18 protein-coding genes and 1 pseudogene are annotated in these 21546 nt (G+C 54.0%); 9 read left to right on the top strand and 10 right to left on the bottom strand.

Annotated elements, in window-relative coordinates:
- Window positions 1–2: 2 nt before the first annotated feature.
- Complete coding sequence (gene rcsD, locus ACI2JR_RS19905; RefSeq protein ID WP_462479287.1) at window positions 3–2660, bottom strand: phosphotransferase RcsD; 2658 nt, start codon at window positions 2658–2660, stop codon at window positions 3–5.
- A 773-nt stretch (window positions 2661–3433) separates the two neighbouring features.
- Here rcsD and ACI2JR_RS19900 point away from each other — a divergent pair.
- From ACI2JR_RS19900 to mgtE, 6 genes are all read left to right on the top strand, one after another.
- The gene (locus ACI2JR_RS19900) at window positions 3434–4534 is read left to right on the top strand and encodes a porin OmpC (protein ID WP_462479286.1); all 1101 of its coding nucleotides are present in this window, start codon (window positions 3434–3436) and stop codon (window positions 4532–4534) included.
- A gap of 103 nt (window positions 4535–4637) precedes the next feature.
- Window positions 4638–5690, top strand: a complete 1053-nt coding sequence (gene apbE / locus ACI2JR_RS19895; protein ID WP_462479285.1) for an FAD:protein FMN transferase ApbE — start codon at window positions 4638–4640, stop codon at window positions 5688–5690.
- 72 nt (window positions 5691–5762) lie between these two features.
- Window positions 5763–6827, top strand: a complete 1065-nt coding sequence (gene ada, locus ACI2JR_RS19890) for a bifunctional DNA-binding transcriptional regulator/O6-methylguanine-DNA methyltransferase Ada (RefSeq protein ID WP_462479284.1) — start codon at window positions 5763–5765, stop codon at window positions 6825–6827.
- On the top strand, window positions 6827–7492 hold the full coding sequence (gene alkB, locus ACI2JR_RS19885) for a DNA oxidative demethylase AlkB (RefSeq protein ID WP_462479283.1): 666 nt from the start codon (window positions 6827–6829) through the stop codon (window positions 7490–7492). Before ada ends, alkB begins: the two co-directional genes overlap by 1 nt.
- 70 nt (window positions 7493–7562) lie before the next feature.
- Window positions 7563–9206 carry a multidrug ABC transporter permease/ATP-binding protein gene (locus ACI2JR_RS19880; RefSeq protein WP_132725555.1) on the top strand — a complete coding sequence of 548 codons (1644 nt, stop codon included), beginning with the start codon at window positions 7563–7565 and terminating at the stop codon, window positions 9204–9206.
- Between the two features lie 151 nt (window positions 9207–9357).
- Window positions 9358–10794 carry a magnesium transporter gene (mgtE, locus tag ACI2JR_RS19875; protein WP_132725552.1) on the top strand — a complete coding sequence of 479 codons (1437 nt, stop codon included), beginning with the start codon at window positions 9358–9360 and terminating at the stop codon, window positions 10792–10794.
- Here mgtE and ACI2JR_RS19870 read toward each other — a convergent pair.
- Complete coding sequence (locus tag ACI2JR_RS19870) at window positions 10757–12004, bottom strand: SulP family inorganic anion transporter (RefSeq protein WP_462479282.1); 1248 nt, start codon at window positions 12002–12004, stop codon at window positions 10757–10759. The genes mgtE and ACI2JR_RS19870 overlap by 38 nt on opposite strands.
- Window positions 12005–12278: 274 nt before the next feature.
- Between ACI2JR_RS19870 and mqo the strand changes: the two genes are divergently transcribed.
- Window positions 12279–13910 (top strand): malate dehydrogenase (quinone), encoded by a 1632-nt coding sequence (gene mqo, locus ACI2JR_RS19865; RefSeq protein ID WP_132725548.1) that lies wholly within the window; start codon window positions 12279–12281, stop codon window positions 13908–13910.
- A gap of 47 nt (window positions 13911–13957) precedes the next feature.
- On the opposite strand, the gene eco is transcribed toward mqo, so the two are convergent.
- Window positions 13958–14449, bottom strand: coding sequence for a serine protease inhibitor ecotin (eco, locus tag ACI2JR_RS19860; RefSeq protein ID WP_132725545.1), 492 nt, complete (start codon window positions 14447–14449; stop codon window positions 13958–13960).
- Between the two features lie 364 nt (window positions 14450–14813).
- Window positions 14814–15923 (bottom strand): AI-2E family transporter, encoded by a 1110-nt coding sequence (locus ACI2JR_RS19855; RefSeq protein ID WP_132725543.1) that lies wholly within the window; start codon window positions 15921–15923, stop codon window positions 14814–14816.
- A 726-nt stretch (window positions 15924–16649) separates the two neighbouring features.
- Between ACI2JR_RS19855 and ACI2JR_RS19850 the strand changes: the two genes are divergently transcribed.
- Both ACI2JR_RS19850 and ACI2JR_RS19845 read left to right on the top strand, forming a co-directional pair.
- Window positions 16650–17417: a hypothetical protein gene (locus ACI2JR_RS19850; protein WP_462479280.1), complete on the top strand. Its 768-nt coding sequence runs from the start codon at window positions 16650–16652 to the stop codon at window positions 17415–17417.
- The gene (locus ACI2JR_RS19845) at window positions 17404–17790 is read left to right on the top strand and encodes a hypothetical protein (RefSeq protein ID WP_462479279.1); all 387 of its coding nucleotides are present in this window, start codon (window positions 17404–17406) and stop codon (window positions 17788–17790) included. The genes ACI2JR_RS19850 and ACI2JR_RS19845 overlap by 14 nt, the downstream gene beginning before the upstream one ends.
- A 98-nt stretch (window positions 17791–17888) precedes the next feature.
- Here ACI2JR_RS19845 and ACI2JR_RS19840 read toward each other — a convergent pair whose 3' ends face one another.
- The 6 genes and pseudogenes from ACI2JR_RS19840 to ACI2JR_RS19815 form a co-directional block, all read right to left on the bottom strand.
- Window positions 17889–19067, bottom strand: coding sequence for a phage integrase Arm DNA-binding domain-containing protein (locus ACI2JR_RS19840; RefSeq protein WP_462479278.1), 1179 nt, complete (start codon window positions 19065–19067; stop codon window positions 17889–17891).
- A 2-nt stretch (window positions 19068–19069) separates the two neighbouring features.
- Window positions 19070–19279, bottom strand: coding sequence for a hypothetical protein (locus ACI2JR_RS19835; protein ID WP_064396380.1), 210 nt, complete (start codon window positions 19277–19279; stop codon window positions 19070–19072).
- Window positions 19280–19588: 309 nt separating this feature from the next.
- Complete coding sequence (locus ACI2JR_RS19830; RefSeq protein ID WP_462479277.1) at window positions 19589–19828, bottom strand: hypothetical protein; 240 nt, start codon at window positions 19826–19828, stop codon at window positions 19589–19591.
- A complete protein-coding gene (locus ACI2JR_RS19825) occupies window positions 19821–20585 on the bottom strand; it encodes a hypothetical protein (RefSeq protein WP_462479276.1) in 765 nt (254 codons plus the stop codon). Before ACI2JR_RS19825 ends, ACI2JR_RS19830 begins: the two co-directional genes overlap by 8 nt.
- Window positions 20582–20962: an HNH endonuclease gene (locus ACI2JR_RS19820; RefSeq protein ID WP_462479275.1), complete on the bottom strand. Its 381-nt coding sequence runs from the start codon at window positions 20960–20962 to the stop codon at window positions 20582–20584. Before ACI2JR_RS19820 ends, ACI2JR_RS19825 begins: the two co-directional genes overlap by 4 nt.
- Window positions 20962–21546, bottom strand: a pseudogene (locus tag ACI2JR_RS19815) (hypothetical protein); the annotation flags it as partial. The gene ACI2JR_RS19820 and the pseudogene ACI2JR_RS19815, both read right to left, overlap by 1 nt.

Raw genomic sequence — 21546 nt, 5'->3', positions numbered from 1 at the left:
TGCTACAGCAAGCTCTTGACGTAAACGTCAATGTCGCTGATATATTTTTCTATGCCTTGCGCATCTTTTTCGCGAATCAGATGCTCAAGCGTTTCACATAACTGTTTGCCGGGTGTCAGATTAAGCATAGCAAACGCCCCTTTAAGGCGGTGCGCTGTCTGCGCCAACGCAGCTAAATCGCTTGTGGCCAGTTCAGTATACAGCCTCTGAACATCATCCGGAACCGTATCGGCAAACAGTGCGTAATAGCCGCTGGCGTGGAGCTCGGCATTACTTTCGCTGCCTGGAGAGGCGGGCTGAACCTCTTCCTGCGCCAGCTGCTGCTCAATCAGTTGCAGAATCGCTTCCTGCATGGCTGCGCTGATATTAAAATTGACACGCAGCTGGCCTGGGCCAATTTTGCGTATCCCAACCTCATCATCGCTTAAAAGCAAGCCTGAAGCAGTAAGATTAGACGGATTATCCGTTAAAAAGAGATCGTATTCTTGATTTGTCAGCCTTTCGTCCGGGGTGATGCAGCTTGCCCCCCAGCTTTCAAGCTGGCGCACGACGATCCGTCGCACTTCATTGGCGGTAATATCCAGCATCGCCACGACATCATCCAGCAGATGCTCGCCAGCCTCGTGCTCTTCGCCACTGGCCGGCATTTTGAGATGCAGTGAATAGCGGGTGCCCAGCGACTCGCGCGCTTTGATATTCATCTGGCCGCCAAGCTTACGCGTCAGGCGATCGCAGAGCCAGAAGGTGAGGGCGTTAGCCTTACCATACAGGTCTGACTGAGTCTCGTTGAGGAACGGGAAGTGCATATTGTCAATTTCGTTGCCGGATACGCCGTTGCCGGTGTCCAGAATACGGAAGGTCAGGCGATCGTCTGCCGACTCGTCTTTACTCACTTCGAGGGTGATTTTACCGATTTGCGTCGTGGTCACCGAATATTGAATTAACAGCAGCAGGGTGCGGCGCAGGGCATCGCGATCGCCATAGCGTTGTTCACTCGCCGGTAGCGCGTTGTTAATCAGTAGCTGCAGGCCTTTACGTTTGATGAGCGGCAGCACCTCTGGCACCACTTCATCGATCAGCTCCTGGATGGAGAACAGCCCGGGGCTACTTTTCCAGCAATCGTTCTCCAGCAGGTTGGCGAGCTGAATTTCATCCACCAGCTGTACCAGCCGATCGGCATGCTGCGCCAGCTTACGGCTCTCGGCGATACCAAGCGCCGCGGCTTCTTCCGCCAGCGTCTGCGCCGGTTGCTTCAACGCGCTTCCGATATGCTGCATAAACGCGGCGCGACCGTACTGGTTTTTTTCATACAGCCGCTGCGCCTGCTTCAGCTTTTTACTGACCAGCACCTCCCGGTCCTGATCGCGAATAATGAAAATCTGCGTCCGCGGCGCTACCTGGCTACGATACTGACGAATTTCATACAGCTCGTTATTGATGGTGGCCTGAATGACCCCCTGATGCTGATCCGCCATATTGGTGATGTTCTGCAGGTTCAGATGCGGCAGAAGATGGTCGGCAATCGGGTTGCTGATAAGCGTCCGGTTGGCTTCCTGATCGTGGACCAGCAGCCCCAGCGGCAACAGCGATACGATCTCTTCATTAATGGCGCGCAGGGTGCGTAATTCACCGTTGGCGGCGGAAGAGACGCCGGTGCCGCTCTGACGGCTGCGGCCGCTGTAGTGGCGAAATGTCGTAAACCCGAACAGGGTCAATGCCAGCAAGCCGACGATCAGCAGCAGCGGCAGAAGAACGCTCTGCAGGGATTGCATCAGCAATGTGCTGAATGGAACGACCCAGATCAGGCGCATTCCGCTGGTACTGATGTTGGTGGTGATCTCGATTCGCGCGCCGTTAAAGTCGACGTTGACGTTATCAGCGGTTTCTTTATCCGGGCTGGTGGCCGCGCTTTGCGCCGGGTCGGGTTCAATCCGAAAATTATCCAGCGACATACCTGGCGGTATCAGGTCGTTAATCGGCAGATCGAAGGCGACAACGGTCGCCAGATGGCCCGGTTGGTTAAACGTGGTGCGCAGGGTGAAATAGTGCCCGTTTTGCCAGGAGAGGTGGCGCAGCGACGAAAAGGTTTCGCGCTCATCCAGGGTGTTGGCCTGCAACAGCATTTCCGCGCGGCGGGACTCTACGACGCTGGCGATCGTCGACTCTTTAAAACTTGATGACAGATCTTTCAGCGGCAGCGTCGAAACCAGAATCAGGCTGTTATCGAGGCCGTTCAGATAGTACATCGACCAGGGGATGGTTTCCGCGCCCCACAGAATGTCGAGGTAGCTGGAGATTTTTTGCGTCATTTCCAGCGTCGAGCTGTCATGAGAACCAAAAATCAGCGCTTCGGTTTTCCGCCGCGGCTTTTCCAGGTAGTAGACATCTTGTTTCAATCGCGTTTCTTGTAAGCCATCGCCGGCGGTGCTGGAAGAGGTGGCGGCAATATTGTCATAAATTTGCCAGGTCGCGTAGCGCCAGGCATCGATGCGTTTATGCAGCGCGTGGCTCACGTCGATGACCTGATAACTTTTATCTTTCAGCCAGGTATTGACCGCGCTTTGAATCATGACACCCATCGTCGCCAGCAGGACGATGACCATTAAAATGAAGAAGCGGGTGATGCTGCCTGGCATCAGGGAAAATTTTTTTTGGGTCATCGTGTGACGGAGCGACTCATCAGTGTGTAAGCAGGACGTTGCGCCAGATAGCTGGCAGCAGAGTGAATACTGTAAGCAGTATAAAGGCTAATTTATCAAATCCATACTACAGATTGCCGTTCTGCAATTTTTTTAATCCTGAGATTTATCTTAAAGAAGTGAGTGCGGAGAAGGTGTACAGCCCGGTGAATTTTGTACAATTATTTACCGATTTATTTTTGTGAATAGCACTAAATAACAAGAAATTACCGGAATAAGGATGTGCTCAATGGTGAGGTGTTTGATTAATAAACGTTATTTTTTTTCGCGCGCCAAACAGAGGGAATTAAAGTTGTGTAAAGAAGGGTAAAAAAAAACCGAATGCGAAGCATCCGGCTCAAATAGGGGTAAACAGACATTCAGAACTGAATGACGGTAATAAATAAAGTTAATGATGATAGCGAGGGTTATTCTAGTCGTCGGGGGGGATTTTGTTTTGTCATTCAGTGCTATAGATGTAGCTGTGTCTAACTTCATGATGTTGTTTGAGAAAAATTATTTTCTTGATTATTGGTGCTTATTTTCTTGATTCCCATTGGTGGGAAAAAGTTCCCCTTCGTTTACAAATTGAAACATCTTGTGCGCATTTTGAAACACCTTAGAAGTTTTCGTATCATATTCTTGTTGGATTATTCTGCATTTTACAGCACAATGAATATAGCCGACTGATTAGAAGGGTAATCAGTAAGCAGTGGCAATAATAAAAGGCATATAACAAACAGAGGGTTAATAACATGAAAGTTAAAGTACTGTCCCTCCTGGTACCGGCTCTGCTGGTAGCAGGCGCAGCAAATGCGGCTGAAATTTATAACAAAGACGGCAACAAATTAGACCTCTACGGTAAAATCGACGGTCTGCACTATTTCTCTGATGATAAGAGCGCTGACGGCGACCAGACCTACATGCGTATCGGCGTGAAAGGCGAAACTCAGATCAACGACCAGCTGACCGGTTACGGCCAGTGGGAATACAACGTTCAGGCGAACAACACTGAGAGCTCCAGCGATCAGGCATGGACCCGTCTGGCGTTTGCTGGTCTGAAATTCGGCGACGCGGGCTCTTTCGACTACGGTCGTAACTACGGCGTTGTTTACGACGTAACTTCCTGGACCGACGTTCTGCCAGAATTCGGCGGCGACACCTACGGTTCTGACAACTTCCTGCAGTCCCGTGCTAACGGCGTTGCAACCTATCGTAACTCTGACTTCTTCGGTCTGGTTGACGGCCTGAACTTTGCTCTGCAGTACCAGGGTAAAAACGGCAGCCCAAGTGGCGAAGGCGCTCTGTCTCCGACCAACAACGGTCGTAGCGCTCTGAAACAGAACGGCGACGGTTACGGTACCTCCCTGACCTATGACATCTGGGACGGCATCAGCGCTGGTTTCGCGTACTCTCACTCTAAACGTCTTGGCGATCAGAACCAGTTGGATCTGGGCCGCGGCGATAACGCTGAAACCTACACCGGCGGTCTGAAATACGACGCGAACAACATCTACCTGGCGGCTCAGTACACTCAGACCTACAACGCAACCCGCGCTGGCGGCCTGGGCTTTGCTAACAAAGCACAGAACTTCGAAGTGGCTGCACAGTACCAGTTCGATTTCGGTCTGCGTCCGTCCCTGGCTTACTCTCAGTCAAAAGGTAAGGATCTGGAAGGCTACGGCGACCAGGATATCCTGAAATATGTTGACGTAGGCGCGACCTACTACTTCAACAAAAACATGTCCACCTATGTTGACTACAAAATCAACCTGCTGGACGACAACAGCTTCACCCAACGCGCCGGTATCTCTACCGACGATATCGTTGCTCTGGGCCTGGTTTACCAGTTCTAAGCACGCTGAAGTCTCGAAAAAAGGCGCCTCTGGCGCCTTTTTTTATGCCTCGTTTAAACTGTCTGGTGTAACCTTGCTGGCTTAGCAAGAGGAACCCAATTTTATGGATATCACTTTTTTTCGTACCGCGCTGTTTGCCATCTGCGTACTCCTTTCCGGCTGCGATGCAGCCACTTCTCCTGGCATGCCAAAGAGTGCCGCTACCGTGCTGGACGGCAAGACGATGGGCACATTCTGGCGGGTCAGCGTGATTGGCGTGGATGAAAGCAAAGCTCAGGCGCTGCGACAGAAGGTGCAGGCACAGCTCGATGCCGACGATCGCCTGCTTTCCACCTGGAAAAACGATTCGGCATTGATGCAGTTTAACCATGCCGCCACCACCGGGCCATGGCCGGTGAGCGAGGCGATGGCCGATATTGTCTCAATGTCGCTGCGCATCGGCGCCAAAACCGATGGCGCGATGGATATTACGGTGGGTCCGCTGGTTAATCTCTGGGGCTTCGGCCCGGATAAGCAGCCGGTGAAAACGCCGGATCCGGCGCAGATCGCCGCCGCGAAAGCGCGTAGCGGATTGCAGCATCTGACGGTCATTAACCACGCGGATCGCCAGTATCTGCAGAAAGATATTGCGGATCTGTTTGTCGATCTCTCCACCGTCGGCGAGGGTTATGCCGCCGATCATCTGGCGCGCCTGATGGAGCAGGAGGGGATTTCCCGCTATCTGGTCTCGGTCGGCGGGGCGTTGGTCAGCCGGGGGATGAACGCCGACGGGCAACCGTGGCGGGTGGCTATTCAGAAACCGACCGATCGTGAAAACGCCGTTCAGGCAATAGTGGATATCAACGGTCATGGGATCAGCACTTCCGGCAGCTACCGCAATTACTATGAACTGGATGGTAAGCGGATCTCGCACGTGATCGACCCGCAAACCGGCCGGCCGATTGATCATAAGCTGGTCTCGGTTACGGTGATTGCGCCAACGGCGCTGGAAGCGGATGGCTGGGATACCGGGCTGATGGTGCTCGGGCCGCAAAAGGCGCAGGACGTCGTGCGCGAACAAGGCCTGGCGGTGTATATGATTATCAAAGAGGGCGACGGGTTTAAAACCTGGATGTCGCCGCAGTTCCGCACTTTCCTGGTCGGCGAAAAAAATTAAACAGCAAGATTGCGGGTTTTTTTCATCGGGCGCCGGGCCAGACTGGCGATACACTTAAAGCAGGAGCCCGCTATGAAACCGATTATTGCTGATACCGATGACCACCGCTGGCAGGCGGTTTGCGAACGTGATGTCCGCGCCGATGGTCAGTTCGTCTTTGCCGTACTGACTACCGGTATTTGCTGCCGCCCGTCCTGCCGTTCGCGGCGGGCGCTGCGGGAGAACGTGCGTTTTTACCCCACCGTTGAGGCTGCCACTGCCGCAGGTTTTCGCCCCTGCAAGCGCTGCCAGCCGGATAAAAACGCCCCGCATCAGCAAAAGATAGACAAAGTGGCCAGGGCCTGTCGCCTGCTGGAGCAGGAATCGCCCGTTACCCTGGCTGCGTTGGCTGAAGAGCTGGCGATCAGCCCCTACCATTTCCATCGTTTATTCAAATCCGTTACCGGGATGACGCCAAAGGCCTGGCAGCAGGCGTGGCGCGCGCGGCGTTTACGCGATGCGCTGGGGCAGGGCGAAAAGGTCACTCCCGCGGTGATGGCCGCCGGCTTCCCCGGGGGCAGCAGCTATTACCGTCAGGCGGATGCCGCGCTGGGCATGACCGCGCGGCAGTTTCGCCGCGGCGGTGAGGATATCGATATTGTCTATGCCTTCGGCGACTGTGCGGTCGGCCGCTGCCTGGTGGCGGAGAGTGAACGCGGGGTCTGCGCGGTGTTGCCTGGGGAAGATGATCCGTCGCTGCTCAATGAGCTACGCCGCCTGTTCCCCAACGCGCGGCTGATGCCCGGCGATGGGCTGTTTCATCAGCGGGTGGCGCAAATTTTCGCTCATCTGGACGATCACCGACACGCGGTCAACCTACCGCTGGACATTCGCGGCACCGCCTTCCAGCAGCGCGTCTGGCAGGCGTTGCGGCAGATTCCCGCCGGGGAAACCCGCAGCTATCGTCAGGTCGCGCAGAGCATCGGCCAGCCGCGTGCGGTCAGGGCCGTCGCCGGCGCCTGTGCGGCGAATAAGCTGGCGATCGTCATCCCTTGTCACCGGGTGGTGCGTGAGGGCGGAGCGCTCTCTGGCTACCGCTGGGGAACGGCGCGCAAAGCGCAGCTGCTGGCGCGCGAAGCGCAGAACGAGGAGAAGTGATGCTTGATTTATTCGCCGATACCCCGCCCTGGCAGGAGCCGCTGGCTCCGGGAGCGACGATTCTGCGGCGCTTCGCGCATCAGCGCGCCCCGGCTTTACTGCAGGCGATAGATCGGGTGGCCGGACGTTCGCCGTTTCGTCAGATGGTGACGCCCGGCGGCTATACCATGTCGGTGGCGATGACCAACTGCGGCAGCCTGGGCTGGACCACCGATATGCACGGCTACCTGTATGCCCCTGACGATCCGCTCACCGGCCAGCGCTGGCCAGCGATGCCGGCGATATTTCGCGAACTGGCGGCGGAGGCGGCGTTCGCCTGCGGCTACCCGGGTTTTACGCCCGATGCCTGTTTGCTTAACCGCTACTCGCCGGGCGCGAAGCTTTCGCTGCATCAGGATAAAGATGAACGCGATCTGCGGGCGCCTATCGTTTCGGTATCCCTGGGACTGCCCGCGGTCTTTCAGTTTGGCGGGCTGCAGCGTAGCGATCCCCTGCAGCGCGTGTTGCTGGAGCACGGCGATGTGGTGGTCTGGGGCGGGGAGTCACGCCTGGTGTATCACGGCGTTCAGCCGCTGAAAGAGGGGGACCATCCGCAGACCGGCGCCTGTCGTTACAACCTCACTTTCCGCCTCGCGGGTAATGCGGGTACTAAAGAACAAAAATAAGAATTATTCTTGCTGTCATCGGCGAGCAGTTTAAACTGCTGGCTGTTTTGCTTGTCCGGATTGCGTGTTTATGGAACTCCTCCTTCTTGTATGGCGCCAGTATCGCTGGCCGTTTATTTCCGTCATCGCCCTGAGCCTGCTCAGCGCGGCGCTGGGTATCGGGCTAATTGCTTTTATTAATCTGCGCCTGATGACCGTGGTCGATACGTCGCTGACGGTGCTGCCGGAGTTTCTCGGGTTATTGCTGCTGTTGATGGTGGTGACGCTCGGTTCCCAGCTGGCGCTGACCACTCTCGGGCACCATTTCGTTTTTCGTCTGCGCGGCGAATTTATTAAGCGTATCCTCGATACCCCCATCGAACAGGTCGAGAAGATCGGCAGCGCCTCGCTGCTCGCCGGGTTAACCAGCGACGTGCGTAATATCACCATCGCTTTCGTTCGCCTGCCGGAGCTGGTGCAGGGGATTATCCTGACCTTTGGCTCCGCCGCCTATCTGGCCTGGCTGTCGGGAAAAATGATGCTGGTCACCGCGCTGTGGATGGCGCTCACTATCTGGGGCGGGTTTGTGCTGGTCGCCCGCGTCTATAAGCATATGGCGACGCTGCGGGAAACCGAGGATCGGCTGTACCAGGACTATCAGACGGTGCTGGAAGGGCGCAAGGAGCTGACCCTCAACCGGGAACGCGCCGAATACGTGTTTAACCAGCTCTATCTGCCGGATGCCCGCGAATATCGTCACCATATTATTCGCGCCGACACCTTCCACCTCAGCGCGGTGAACTGGTCGAATATCATGATGCTCGGCGCTATCGGGCTGGTGTTCTGGATGGCGAACGGTCTCGGCTGGGCCAACACCGCCGTGGCGGCGACCTACTCGCTGACCCTGCTGTTCCTGCGCACGCCGCTGCTCTCGGCGGTTGGCGCGCTGCCGACGCTGCTGAGCGCGCAGGTGGCCTTCAATAAGCTGCATCGGTTTTCGCTGGCGCCCTATCGCGCCGACTTCCCGTCGCCGGATGCGCATCCCCACTGGCAAAGCCTGGAACTGCGCGATGTCTGCTTCCAGTATCCGGATAATACTTTCGCGGTAGGGCCGATTAACCTGACCCTGCAGCGCGGCGAGCTGGTCTTTTTAATTGGCGGTAACGGCAGCGGAAAATCGACGCTGGCGATGTTGCTGACCGGGCTGTACCAGCCGGCCTCCGGGCAGATCCTCGTGGATGGTCAGGCGCTGGCGGTGGACAAGCCGGAGGATTACCGCAAGCTTTTCTCGGCGGTGTTCACCGACGTCTGGCTGTTTGACCAACTGCTGGGGCCCGGCGGCAAAACGGCCGATCCGGCGCTGGTTGACCGGTGGATGGATTATCTGAAAATGACGCATAAGCTGCAGCTGGATAACGGCAGAATTGTCGATCTGAAACTGTCGAAGGGACAGAAGAAGCGCGTAGCGCTGCTGCTGGCGCTGGCTGAGGAACGGGATATCGTCCTGCTCGATGAGTGGGCTGCGGACCAGGACCCGCACTTCCGCCGCGAGTTTTATCAGGTGCTGTTGCCGCTGATGCAGCAGATGGGCAAAACCGTTTTCGCCATCAGCCACGACGATCACTACTTCCAGCATGCCGATCGCCTGCTGGAGATGCGCAGCGGTCAGCTGACGGAGCTGATCGGGGAAGAGCGCGAGCTGGCCAGCCGTGATGCGGTAGCACGCACGGCCTGATACTTCGCGCCTCCTGGTCGACGGGAGGCGCGGCTGGCGATTTTTCCGCCGTCTGAACTCGCCGACGGTTATTTTTTCTCCCTCCCCGCGCTATGCTTATGGCACCTGGCCTGCTGGTCCGCCACATGTTTTCACAAGGATTGCCTGACCGATGTCCGTTTTGCATAAAAAAAGCGCCAGATTGCGTGATGAAGAGCGTGCCCGCCTGATCTGGCTGCTGGCCACCGATAAAGCCGTCACCTCGGCATTGTTAGGCAAATTGACCCTCGCCGAACGCTACGACGACGGCACGCTGGCAGACGATCTGGCGGAGGTCGAGGTGCTGGTCTCCCACCTGCCGCCGCCGGACCTCGCCGATGCCCTGGAAGCGCTGCCGTACGACGGGCGTAATGCGCTCTGGCAGCTGGTCACCAATGATAAACGCGGGGAGGTGCTGCTCGAGGCATCGGAAAACGTCTGGGGCGATCTCATCGATAAGATGAGCGACCACGAGCTGCTGGACGCGCTACAAACGTTGGATATCGATGAGCAGGTCTATCTGGTCCAGCACCTGCCGCGTAATCTGACCGGCCGCCTGCTGGCGACGATGCCGCCGGATAAACGCGCGCGCGTGCGCCAGATGATGCGCTATGCCGACAATACCGTCGGGGCGATCATGGAGTTCGAGGTCATTATCGTGCGTCCGGACATGACGCTGGCGGCGGTGCAGCGCTATCTGCGGCGGCTGGGTAAAATGCCGGAGAATACCGATAAGCTGTTTGTCACCACCCGCAATAAGCTGTTGTTGGGGGAGCTGGAGCTACAGACTATTTTGCTCAATGACGCGCAAAAGCGGGTCGGCGAGGTAATGGAAGGGGATCCGGTCACCTTCCAGCCGCACGAAGAGGCGGAAAAGGTCGCGCGCACCTTCGAACGTGATGACCTGCTCAGCGCGGCGGTGATCGATGCGGAAGGTAAGCTGATGGGCCGTCTGACCATCGACGAAATCGTCGACGTGGTGTATGAAGAGACGGACAGCGACCTGCGTGGCATGGGCGGCCTAAGCAGCGATGAAGATGTCTTTGCCCCGGTCAGCAAAGCGGTAAAAACCCGCTGGGCGTGGCTGGCGGTCAATTTGTGTACCGCTTTTATCGCCTCACGGGTGATCGACGGTTTCGAACACACCATCTCACAGCTGGTGGCGCTCGCCTCGTTGATGCCGATCGTCGCCGGGATCGGCGGTAACACCGGTAACCAGACGATCACCATGATCGTCCGCGCCATGGCGTTACAGCACATTCAGCCCGGCAGCTTTTCGTTCTTGATTATGCGTGAAATGGGCGTGGCGCTGATTAACGGTCTGGTGTGGGGCGGCATTATGGGCGCCATCACCTGGTGGCTGTATAACGATCCGCAGCTGGGCGGGGTGATGACGCTGGCGATGATGCTGAATCTGCTGATGGCGGCGATGATGGGGGTGATTATCCCGATGGTGATGGTCAAGCTGGGGCGCGATCCGGCGGTCGGCTCCAGCGTGATGATCACCGCGATCACCGACACCGGCGGTTTCTTTATTTTTCTCGGTCTGGCGACGATATTTCTGATGTAATCTGCGGTTTGTTGCGCAGACGGCGGGGGATCAGCGCCATCACCACCAGGCCTGCCAGCACGCCGATCGCCAGATTGCTGGTGCCGACCGTGGCGCCGACGGTCACCAGCATGACCAGCGTTTCCGGCCATGGGGTTTGCGCCAGCTCCGCCGGACGGATGCTATGCCAGCTAAAGGTCTTTGCCGCCACAATTACCATCACCCCGGCGAGCACCACCATCGGAATTTTCGCCATCACCTCGCTCAGGGCGGTCACCAGCAGCAGCAGTACCAGGCCTGCGGCAATCGTTGAGACGCGGCTGCGGCCTTTCCCCATTTCCACGTTAACGATGGTTTGACCGATCATCGCGCAGCCGGCGATCCCGCCATACAGCCCGGCGAGAATATTGGCGATACCCAGCCCGGCGCTCTCCCGCGCTTTGCTGGAAGGCGTATGGGTCAGGTCATCCACCAGCTTTGCCGTCAGCAGGGACTCCATCAGACCGACGAAGGCGATACTTAACGCGCAGGGCCAGATAATGTGCAGGGTTTGCCGATCGAGCGGTACCAGCAGGGCGGTGAGTCCAGGTAATCCCCCGCCCATTGAACCTTCATCGCCGACGGTCGGCAGCAGCTGGCCGGTGGTGACGGTAAAGACGGTCAACAGGACGATGGCGATAAGCGGCGACGGGACGGCTTTAATGTAGCGCGGCGCCCACAGCACAATCAGCAGAGTCAGGACGAACAGGCCGAGAATCAGCGGCTGCTTGCTCCAGAAATGCGGGATCTGAGCAAAGAAGATGAGGATCCCCAGCGCATTGACGAAGCCGGTCATCACCGATTGCGGAATAAAGCGCATCAGTCGGGCCATACCGCACAAGCCAAACAAAATTTGAATAATACCCGCCAGAATAACAGCGGGCAGGATATACCCCACGCCGTGTTGCTGCACCATCGGGCCAATCACCAGCGCCACCGAGCCAGCGGCGGCGGTGACCATTGCCGGCCTGCCGCCGAGCACCGACATCGCCAGACACAGGACGACGGAGGCGATCAGGCTGACTTTCGGGTCCACGCCGGCAATTACCGAAAAGGAGATAACCTCCGGAATCAGCGCCAGGGCGGTCAGCACGCCGGCCAATGTTTCCCGCGTCAGCTGCGACGGAGAACGTAATACGTGGCGAACAGCGCCTGTTGAAGAGGACGAAACGTGGTTTGAGGGCTGGTGCATAAGAGATTCGCAGGTTAGTTAAAGCTGGATATATAAGCCTGAGCTTGTGTGCGGTCTGTCACAAAACAGGGGATGATAGCGCGGGAACTGTGCTTATACCAGTACAAAATATGATTTAGCGTACACATTTATTAAACATTTTTATAACAGATCTCAAAACTCAACTTAAATTTTAAACAATATTTAATTTTTTGATCTTCGGTGTTACCTTGATCTCCGATAATCGTTTCACCTGCGCTAAATACAAAAGCGAGTAAAGTAAGGCTCAAATCCGATGAAGAAAAAGATGGCCGTACCCAGCTCTCCGGCGGTTGGTTCAGAGACACCTCGGACCGACACCCGCCATGAGCAAGAGACGGATGTATTGTTGATTGGCGGTGGCATCATGAGCGCCACGTTGGGAACCTGGCTGCAGGAACTTGAGCCGGACTGGTCTATTACCATGGTCGAGCAGATGTCCAGCGTGGCTGAGGAAAGCTCGAACGGCTGGAACAATGCCGGTACCGGCCATGCGGCATTGATGGAGCTGAACTACACGCCGCAAACCGCCAGCGGGATTAATATCGATAAAGCGGTCGATATCAACGAGTCCTTCCATATCTCTCGTCAGTTTTGGGCTCATCAGGTGACGCGCGGCATACTCAGTAAGCCGAAATCATTTATCAATAGCGTGCCGCACATGAGCTTTGTGTGGGGCGAAGACAATGTGAATTTCCTGCGCGCGCGCTACGCGGCTCTGCAGCAGAGCGAGCTATTCCGCGGCATTCGCTACTCTGAAGATCATCAGCAGATCAAAGAGTGGGCGCCGCTGGTTATGGAAGGGCGCGACCCGCAGCAAAAAGTGGCGGCAACCCGCACTGAAGTTGGTACCGACGTTAACTACGGTGAAATCACCCGTCAGCTGATTGCCGGACTCCAGACCCACGACAATTTCTCCTTACAGCTTGGCACCGTCGTGCGTCGCTTTAAGCGCAACGCCGACAAGAGCTGGACGGTAACGCTGGCCGATGCGGATAACCGCCGCCAGAAGCGGGTCATTAAAGCCAAATTCATCTTTATTGGCGCCGGCGGCGCTGCGCTGACGCTGCTGCAGGAAACCGGTATTCCGCAGGCAAAAGAGTACGCCGGCTTCCCGGTTGGCGGCCAGTTCCTGGTTTGTGAAAATCCGGAAGTGGTTAATCACCATCTGGCTAAGGTATACGGTCAGGCTGAAGTGGGCGCGCCGCCGATGTCGGTTCCGCATATCGATACGCGGATTATCGACGGTAAACGCGTGGTGCTGTTCGGGCCGTTCGCCACCTTCTCCACCCGCTTTCTGAAAAACGGTTCGCTGTGGGATCTGCTGGCTTCAACCAATACCTCGAATATTCTGCCGATGCTCAACGTCGGTCTGGATAACTTCGATCTGGTGAAATACCTGATTAGCCAGGTGATGCAGAAAGATAACGATCGCCACGAAGCGCTGCGCGAATACTATCCTGAAGCGAGAAAAGAGGACTGGCGTCTCTGGCAGGCCGGTCAGCGGGTACAAATCATCAAACGTGACGGTAAGAAAGGGGTGCTGCGCCTCGGTACTGAAGTCGTCAGCGATGATGAAGGGACCGTTGCTGCACTGCTGGGGGCCTCGCCGGGAGCCTCTACGGCGGCGCCGATCATGCTGCAGCTGCTGGAGAAGGTCTTTAAGGACAAGGTTCAGTCAGCCGCCTGGCAGGCGAAGCTGAAAGAGATCGTCCCGTCCTACGGCCTGCGTCTGGATGGTAATCCATCGGCGATTGAACAGGCGCTGGCGTGGACCAGTGAAGTGCTGCAACTGCACTATGAGCCGGTTGCGGTGGTTGACCAGGTGCCGCTCGCCGAGCTGAAACCCCTGTCCGGCGATAAGCCGATGGCGGATATCGCGCTGTAAAACGTTGTACCCGGCAGCGCTGGCCGCCGGGTTTTTACCTTCTCGCCTTAGCGCTCGACGGCATTGCCAATCGTTTCGTCGGCTTTCCAGATCCGGTATTTCACTTCGACGTTAGCTGGCGTGTAGACCACGATAGGCAGCTTGCTGTTATAGCGCAGCATACCGGCGTCACCTAATCCTGCGGTGATGAACTTACGCTCTTTTTTACCGTCCGGGCAGGCCATCATCGTGGAAACCGGGGCGGTCACGTTATCAAATACGTAGTAATCGTAGCCCCAGCCTTGCAGGGTTTTGCTTTCCAGCTGGCCGCCGAGGCGATGGCGATTACAGTCGACTTCCAGCGTTTGACCAATCATCAGCTCAACTTTTAAGGCGGATTCGTCCTGCTGTTCCGGCAGCTGAATCACCTGACGCTTCATGCCCTTCTCGGCCTTCGGGTAAGGGGCGACCTTTTCCAGAGGCTGTTCCGCGGCCAGCGCGCCGGTGGAAACGCAGGCAACCGCCAGCAGGGAAACAGCAAGCGTAGAGATTTTTTTCACGATTCGTCATCCTTTGTTATCGATCTTCAACGGCCAAAGACTAACACTCTTTAGTTAAATGGTAAGAATAATTTACCATTATTTTCATACTCCATAGTCTTATTAACTGGGTTTGTTGATTTATTTGCGTGCATTCACTGCCGTGTTGCGCTCTCTGAGCGTAAGATTCTTTTGGTTATCCCTGAGGGAATATTGCCACCAACAGAAACCGGCGATCCAACGTTAATAATCAGCAAACGAAGTTGTTTTTAGAGGCACTGATTCCAGCCTGACGGGTCAATACCTGTGAATGACAAGGCGTTATCAGGGACATGAATGGAAACAGAAGGTCTTTCGGGGGAAGCGGGCGGCTTCCCCCGGAAGATTACTCATCCCGACTGATTTTCCCTTCTTCGATAAAATCTTCATCAATCTCATCGGTGTTACCGGCATGCTCGCGGCCGGAGAGCAAATTCCAGCAGGCGATAAACAGCGCGGCGATCAGCGGACCAATGACAAAACCGTTGATCCCGTAAATCTCCATTCCGCCAAGGGTGGCGATCAGGATCAGATAATCCGGCATTTTGGTATCTTTACCCACCAGCAGCGGGCGCAGAATGTTGTCTACCAGACCGATGACGACGACGAAGAAGCCGACGATAAACGCCCCTTGCCATATCTGATCGGTCGCGAAGAGGAAGATGGCGGCCGGTACCCAGATAATGGCCGAGCCCACCGCCGGAATCAGCGACAGAAACGCCATGATGGCTCCCCACAGAATACTGCCATCAATCCCGGCGATAGAAAATGCAATCCCGCCCAGGATACCCTGCGCCAGAGCCACCGCCACGGTGCCTTTAACGGTGGCTCGCGATACGGCGGCGAACTTGGCGAACAGATGCTGCTTAACGTAGTTAGACAGCGGCAGAGCCTCGAGGAACAGCATCACCAGATACGGGCCATCTTTAAGCAGGAAAAACAGCAGATAGAGCATGATGCCGAAGCTGACGGTAAAGCCAAAGGTCCCCTTACCAATCAAAAACGCGCTGCCGGCCAGATACTGTCCGCCTTTCAGCGCAGCGTCTGAGAGCTGTTTCTGAATCTGCTCGGCACTGTCAAGGTCATGCTCAGAGAGGAAACTTCTGGCCCACTCAGGGAGATGGCCAAACAGGCTCGCTACCACCGCGGGGAACTGTGTGTCATTGTGCTGAAGCTTGGTGTACACCACGTTCAGTTCGAAGGCCAGCGACGAAATAATAATCGCCAACGGCGTAAAGACAATCAGGCAGATAATCACCACGGTCAACAGCGAAGCCAGACCGTTACGCTCGCCGAGGCGGGCGCGCAGGTTATTCTTAATCGGGTTAAAAATCACCGACAGAATCGCCGCCCACAGGATGGCGGAGTAATAAGGGGAGAGAACATTAAAAAAGGCGAGGCTGACCATCAGCAAAATCAGGATAAAAAATCCCTTCGTAAGTCCATTAACTCTCATATTCAGTGTTCCGGTATACAGGCAAGTAGCTCGAATAATAGAAGCTATTCTTCGATTTACAATCACTATTGATCGTAGTTTCTTCGTCAGCAGCCGAAATGGCGGCTGCCACCTGTGGCTGGCATGGCGATTACTGGCCGCCGCGGCCGGGCAGAATCGGGCATTAAAAAACCCGCAAACTCAGAGAGAATGCGGGTTCTTAAGGGGTTACCGGTCGTTGCAATAACTTACCGGTGAATGATTTGGTCGGCACGAGAGGATTTGAACCTCCGACCCCCGACACCCCATGACGCCGTTTATAAAACGCTGCGAGCCGCGTCATTACTGGTGGCAGGGGGTATTCGTATGTATAAACAAACAGCGCTTTTTTAGCAAAATCCGCTCTATATACATCAATGCGTTAGGGGGTGGTTTCTCCCCATGGTTCTTCTTGTATTTGTCCTTCGTATCATAGGTCCCATCATAATCGACAGATTTTTTACAATTTGGGACAGGCTCAATTATGTGAGTAAAATGGAGTTATCCACAGACTTACTAGTAATCTAAACTGTAATGACTTACAGTTTGTTGATAGAATAGTGTTTTTGTTAAAGTCAATACTTGACATATGGCTTTATTCATATTTCATGTTGGATTTTGTGATTGGTGTGCTGTAACCTTAGCCAACAAAAGAAGATTGCTGTACACGGAAGCAACCAAAAAGAATCCATAGCGAAGGAAACATTGATGCCAAAGGCTGCTCCTAAGTCAAATAAAATAGCCAGTGAACTCATAGATGTACTGAGAGCGAAGACTAAGATCGACGAATTTACTTTTCGCAAGTACCTACGAGACATCGACAGGTTAAATGATCGTTTTTCAGAAGACTATCTGAAAGCTTTGGCTTTTGCTGCGCGTGGCCACAAAGATGATGCTGTGCAGTTTTTTGAGTCTTCGTTAAGCTGTGGCGTTGATACCTATGCTACCAATTATGCAATTTATTTGTCTGAGGTAGGTACACACAAGGAATTACGAGATCTCGTTAAGCGTCTTATTAGCAAATATGGCTCTAAGACAATGCTTACCTTTGGGTGGGAAACTAATCTTTTTACTGGAAATATAGAAACTGCGTTATACTATGCAGATCGTTTCATTGCAATCGCTGATGAGAAGGACGCTGAAGCCATGAAGAACGATGCTTACGGTATTGCGATTGAATCAGAAAAATTCAGGAATAAATCGGGTCTTACCGAAGACGAATACAAAGATATTACTCAGAGAATGGTTGATGTCGCTGACAATTATGGTGTTCGTGCATCGTCTATATCATTTTATTTTGTGCCAGAAGAAAAAACAGCTGCTTATATTTTAACGTTAAAAACAGATGATGTTGATCTTATTGCTGATATGAATATTGATATAGCTTTTTCTCTTGCCGAAAATGAAAGCTTGGCAGGTAAAAGATTCAGTGTTTGGTATCGCGGTACTCAGGGAGATGCAAATGCCTGTAACTAGTAATGACTTTATCAGCTTCGCGAAGGATTGTTCATCGCGTAAAGATGAAATTGGTTATAGGAATGCTATTGCTAGGGCGTACTATGGTGCATACCATCATGTGCTTCCCTATATGAAACATGGGCCTAAAGACAATCATCAAGGATTGATTGACTACCTTTCAACAATGGCTTGGAAAGATGGCGCTGAAGCATATCCAAAAACAACATTAATGGCTTTAGGTTATGCATTACAGTCATTAAAAGATCAGCGAATAATTTGCGATTACCGGTTAGAAGTGACTGTTGAAGAGCTTGAGGCAAATGTTGCTGTAAGAACAGCTGAAAAACTTTTGCAAAGATGTGAAGAAATGGCAAAAAGCAAAGCATCATAATTAACGCCCCTTGAGGGGCGTTTTGTTCCTTATATCATTGTAAAATTTCTCTCTATATATGAAATTTAGAGCCGATTTATATGGGTGTAAATGTCATGTTACCCTGCCTTGATTTCTCCATGGGGCACTAGAACCCAATCAATATGGTTTTGCGTGTAAATTTTGGTCGACTTAGCATCGCTGTGTGCCATTCGTCCTTGAGGATCGATGCCCTGTTGATCGAAAAGGTGAGCGGCAAGCGCTCGGATTTCGTGAAAGGTTGGTCTTTCGTCCATCGCCAGTTTGTCGCATACACCTAGTTTGTCGCGCACAGCGGAAAAGGACCGGCTAAGATAATCCGGTGCAACCTGTGTTGGGTGTGAAACCTCTTTACTACGTTTAACCTGCCGTTCTGGAATCCGGTGAACAATAAATGGGCTGGCCACGTTATCGCGGCTTTCGTCAATAATCCGCTTCAACTCTTCCCCGATCGGGATTGCGACATGCGAGGCCTCTTTCTTCTGTACTTTCTGGCGATGTATGTACAGAGTGCCATAAATCCCATTTTCCGGCTTAGCCAACCATACACATCCGCAGATGCCGTCTTTGGGTTCACTTATAGAGTAACGGATTCGCGAAACCTCAAGGCGAGCGTGTGTTGTCTGCAATGCTAAATCCATCGCGGTGCGTAGCCATGGTTCGGCTGCACGCCTGATGGCTATAAAGTTATTTAGTGACAGTCGCTGACGTTTTTTCTCCTCAGTTCTGCGCATTTTTTTACGGCTGGCAGGGTTATCGAACATCAATGATTCATCGATCGCATAGGAGAATAGCTTTTTAAGGAAGCTAACTTTCCTGTTTTGTACGTTCGCCGATGCATCGGAATGGTAATGGTTTATATATGCGTTCACATGCTCCAGCTCAATATCGCAAGCCGGTATGTTGCTAAAGAATTCTTTCACCCTCAGTGCATCATTGTTCCAGTCATCGAGCGTATTTTGCGACGGACGTTCATTTTCGATCGCACGCGCCATGATGTGATCAACGTGCTCGGCAAATGGTTTAGCCTCACCCGACACACCGCCAGAATCGCGAATAAGCAATTCAACTGACGGAACATTTACCTGCCGCATTCTGAGGTTGTATTCGCGCGCAATAGCAATGGCCACAGCCCGATCTTTCCCGATGTTCTTTTTCTTCCCAGTAATTAAGGTGAATTTATAAACGCCGCGCTCTTTATCAAATATTAGATAATCAGGTAGATGGCGGTATTCTCTTTTTCTTGGCCTGGCTGCCATGGTTAACCCTCATTGATAAGTTGGCGAACCGCATGATTAACCATCGAGTCGACCCCCCATTTTTCAGACTCGAAGACGAAAACAGAGCCGTCGACGATTTTTCCTGTGAGGAGGCCATTTTCGACCCAACGTTTAATGGTTCGATTATCCGGAATAGAGTCTTTGGTAAATTCGCGTTTTCCCCATTGACTCGCTTTCATTAGTTTTGCCATGACAGGATCTCCATACACCGGCTGCACCCGGTTATCTCACGTTATATGCACAAGACGAACACCCACCTCGGAGGCCGTCATTGCAGGTTTTACATAATGGGTGATCTATGTGTTTACCTCTATTTAGTTGGTTAATAATTTCAACAGGAACAAGTACTGGCAGCGGTATGTGAATCGGATGCCGGCGAAGAACTGATAGTTCAGCAGCATGCTCAAAGGCAATGGTTTTCCAGTCATTGGCTTCTGCTTTATACCAGGCCAAGTCCTCTCGCATCCGCCGCCATCGGCGCCGTTTTAGTTTGCTGGGCATCAGTCGTCATCCTCGTCGTCGATATCCGTCCACTCCGCATCATCCACAATTCCCGGGCATAGCAGCGGGTTAGTTGCAGCCAGCATTTCGCCAGCTGCGCCACTGCGCTGAACGCGCCTCAGAACTTCATAGATTTCGAAAGCCTCCGTGCGCTCATCACCAATATCAAGCTCACAGGCCAGCGTGTGGCATTCAGTAGCGAGCGCCGATATCTTCTCAAGCAGTTCGACCTTATTCACCTTTCACCTCCTGCGGGGCGGCTTCGACCATTGCGGCGTAGATGTTGTCGAAATTAACGCAGAATGTTTCGTCGCTATTGAACTCCACATCGTCGCAGTTCATAGCTGCGGCTATCATTTCCGCTGTCGGCTCCTTCGGCACCATCACATAACCATCCGGAATTACCGGATAGTTGCCAACCTGTAGCGTGGCGGCGCGGCAGGCGCTTTCAGCAATATCTGCGCATTCCTCAACGATATCGCGGACGCTTTCGGGGAACTCAGATAGGCACGCACGTATTGCAGTCGCGGCATCCGGCACTACCGGCGCTGGCTGCGGGGCGGTGTAGAGGTAATTAATCCCGTCCGGTAGCAGGACTAAATCCGGGCGATTTTTCCCTTCAATCCTCCCCGCGTTTATCCAGTCGTCTCCCTCTACCTCAATGAAAAATACCGGCTCGCTTGCTGGCGCTGGCTGCGCGTGGCGATAGAGCGGCATAACCTTGACGCAATCCCACGCCAAATCTCGTGCGCGCTCCTCGTCATTAGTGACATGCCACTGGTCGAGATGTTGCCAAGTCCACGCCGCCGGCTCGCTGTCCTTCTCGGCCTTGCGGCGTTCCTGTAGCTCACGCACGATACTCAGAACAGCGCTACCGGTTGCCAGACTTTCAAATCCAATCTGGTAATTCTGGTCCGGATGGCACGTTGACTCGCCAGCATAAAACGCAAGTTCTGCCAATTCTTCGTCAGTGAGTCGGGTTAATTTGCTGGTCATTGGTTGGCTCCTTCTGCCTGATATTTTTCGAACCAGAACACTACCGGCGCGTTAGTCGGCTGGACCAGCCCGAACGATTCCGCAGTGCGGTAACTTCTCGACGCCCGGCGCGTCACATCAACCTGAGTCGCGATGCGGCTGCGAAAGTCATCAACGGTGCTGCACATTTTGAACAGGTTGCAGGGAATACAGGCTGGCACCATATTATTGATGGTGTCGTTTTCAGGCCTGTCCATCGCGTAACCCTTACTGATATTTCTGCGCACAGCTTCAACGTGGTCAGCGTGCCATTTATCGCCAAGCTCACAGCCACAGTAAGCGCAGCGACCGCCAAATTTCATACGCAGCTCAGAGCGCTGTTTTTTTGTCAGTGCCATCACTCAGCCTCCACCTTGATGCCAGCGGCGGCGGATTCTGCGTGGGCGCGCTTAACGAATGTGAGAATTGCACTTACTGATGTGCTGGCACCATCAGCGCAAATAGCGTTGTAAATCGCCGCCATGCCTTCCTGGAGTTTTTTGTGGCTGGACTCCAGTATTCCCAGTTCAAGCTTGAGATGGGCATTATCAGCTAATGCTGCCTGCTTCAGTTCGAGCGAGGTGTTGCTTTGTACCTTCAGGTCTTCAATGGCTTGCAAAATAGACTCGTTGTCGCCAGCGCAACCCAGCTCCTCTGCAAACTCGCGCTGCACTTTGTCAGCACTGGTACGGATGAACTCAAGCTCGGCGATGCGCTGGCGCAGTGCGGCAATCTCCATCTCTGCAGCGTCGGCATAATGGACATTCTCATGTTCCAGCGGCGGCAGGTCTGGAGTATTCACGCCGAACAGCGCCGCCAGTGCGCGATAGTTCAGCTCGCTGTGATAACGACCTTTGCAGCGGACCAGTTTTTCGGCTGCTGCACGGATGGTCTCCAACTCAGCGATGCTCTCTTTCAGGTCGATAATTTCGTGAGTGCGAGG

Origin of the sequence: Klebsiella sp. NPDC088457 (assembly GCF_044900465.1) — a bacterium.
Taxonomy (GTDB): domain Bacteria; phylum Pseudomonadota; class Gammaproteobacteria; order Enterobacterales; family Enterobacteriaceae; genus Klebsiella.
The sequence above is the reverse complement of the archived record's forward strand: the minus strand, read 5'-3'. Positions and strand labels throughout refer to the sequence as shown.

Bases quoted from the DNA above. Each gene is read 5' to 3' on its own strand.
- rcsD (WP_462479287.1), bottom strand. From the start codon at position 2,660: ATGACCCAAAAAAAATTTTCCCTGATGCCAGGCAGCATCACCCGCTTC.
- ACI2JR_RS19900 (WP_462479286.1), top strand. From the start codon at position 3,434: ATGAAAGTTAAAGTACTGTCCCTCCTGGTACCGGCTCTGCTGGTAGCA.
- apbE (WP_462479285.1), top strand. From the start codon at position 4,638: ATGGATATCACTTTTTTTCGTACCGCGCTGTTTGCCATCTGCGTACTC.
- ada (WP_462479284.1), top strand. From the start codon at position 5,763: ATGAAACCGATTATTGCTGATACCGATGACCACCGCTGGCAGGCGGTT.
- alkB (WP_462479283.1), top strand. From the start codon at position 6,827: ATGCTTGATTTATTCGCCGATACCCCGCCCTGGCAGGAGCCGCTGGCT.
- ACI2JR_RS19880 (WP_132725555.1), top strand. From the start codon at position 7,563: ATGGAACTCCTCCTTCTTGTATGGCGCCAGTATCGCTGGCCGTTTATT.
- mgtE (WP_132725552.1), top strand. From the start codon at position 9,358: ATGTCCGTTTTGCATAAAAAAAGCGCCAGATTGCGTGATGAAGAGCGT.
- ACI2JR_RS19870 (WP_462479282.1), bottom strand. From the start codon at position 12,004: ATGCACCAGCCCTCAAACCACGTTTCGTCCTCTTCAACAGGCGCTGTT.
- mqo (WP_132725548.1), top strand. From the start codon at position 12,279: ATGAAGAAAAAGATGGCCGTACCCAGCTCTCCGGCGGTTGGTTCAGAG.
- ACI2JR_RS19855 (WP_132725543.1), bottom strand. From the start codon at position 15,923: ATGAGAGTTAATGGACTTACGAAGGGATTTTTTATCCTGATTTTGCTG.
- ACI2JR_RS19850 (WP_462479280.1), top strand. From the start codon at position 16,650: ATGCCAAAGGCTGCTCCTAAGTCAAATAAAATAGCCAGTGAACTCATA.
- ACI2JR_RS19845 (WP_462479279.1), top strand. From the start codon at position 17,404: ATGCCTGTAACTAGTAATGACTTTATCAGCTTCGCGAAGGATTGTTCA.
- ACI2JR_RS19840 (WP_462479278.1), bottom strand. From the start codon at position 19,067: ATGGCAGCCAGGCCAAGAAAAAGAGAATACCGCCATCTACCTGATTAT.
- ACI2JR_RS19835 (WP_064396380.1), bottom strand. From the start codon at position 19,279: ATGGCAAAACTAATGAAAGCGAGTCAATGGGGAAAACGCGAATTTACC.
- ACI2JR_RS19825 (WP_462479276.1), bottom strand. From the start codon at position 20,585: ATGACCAGCAAATTAACCCGACTCACTGACGAAGAATTGGCAGAACTT.
- ACI2JR_RS19820 (WP_462479275.1), bottom strand. From the start codon at position 20,962: ATGGCACTGACAAAAAAACAGCGCTCTGAGCTGCGTATGAAATTTGGC.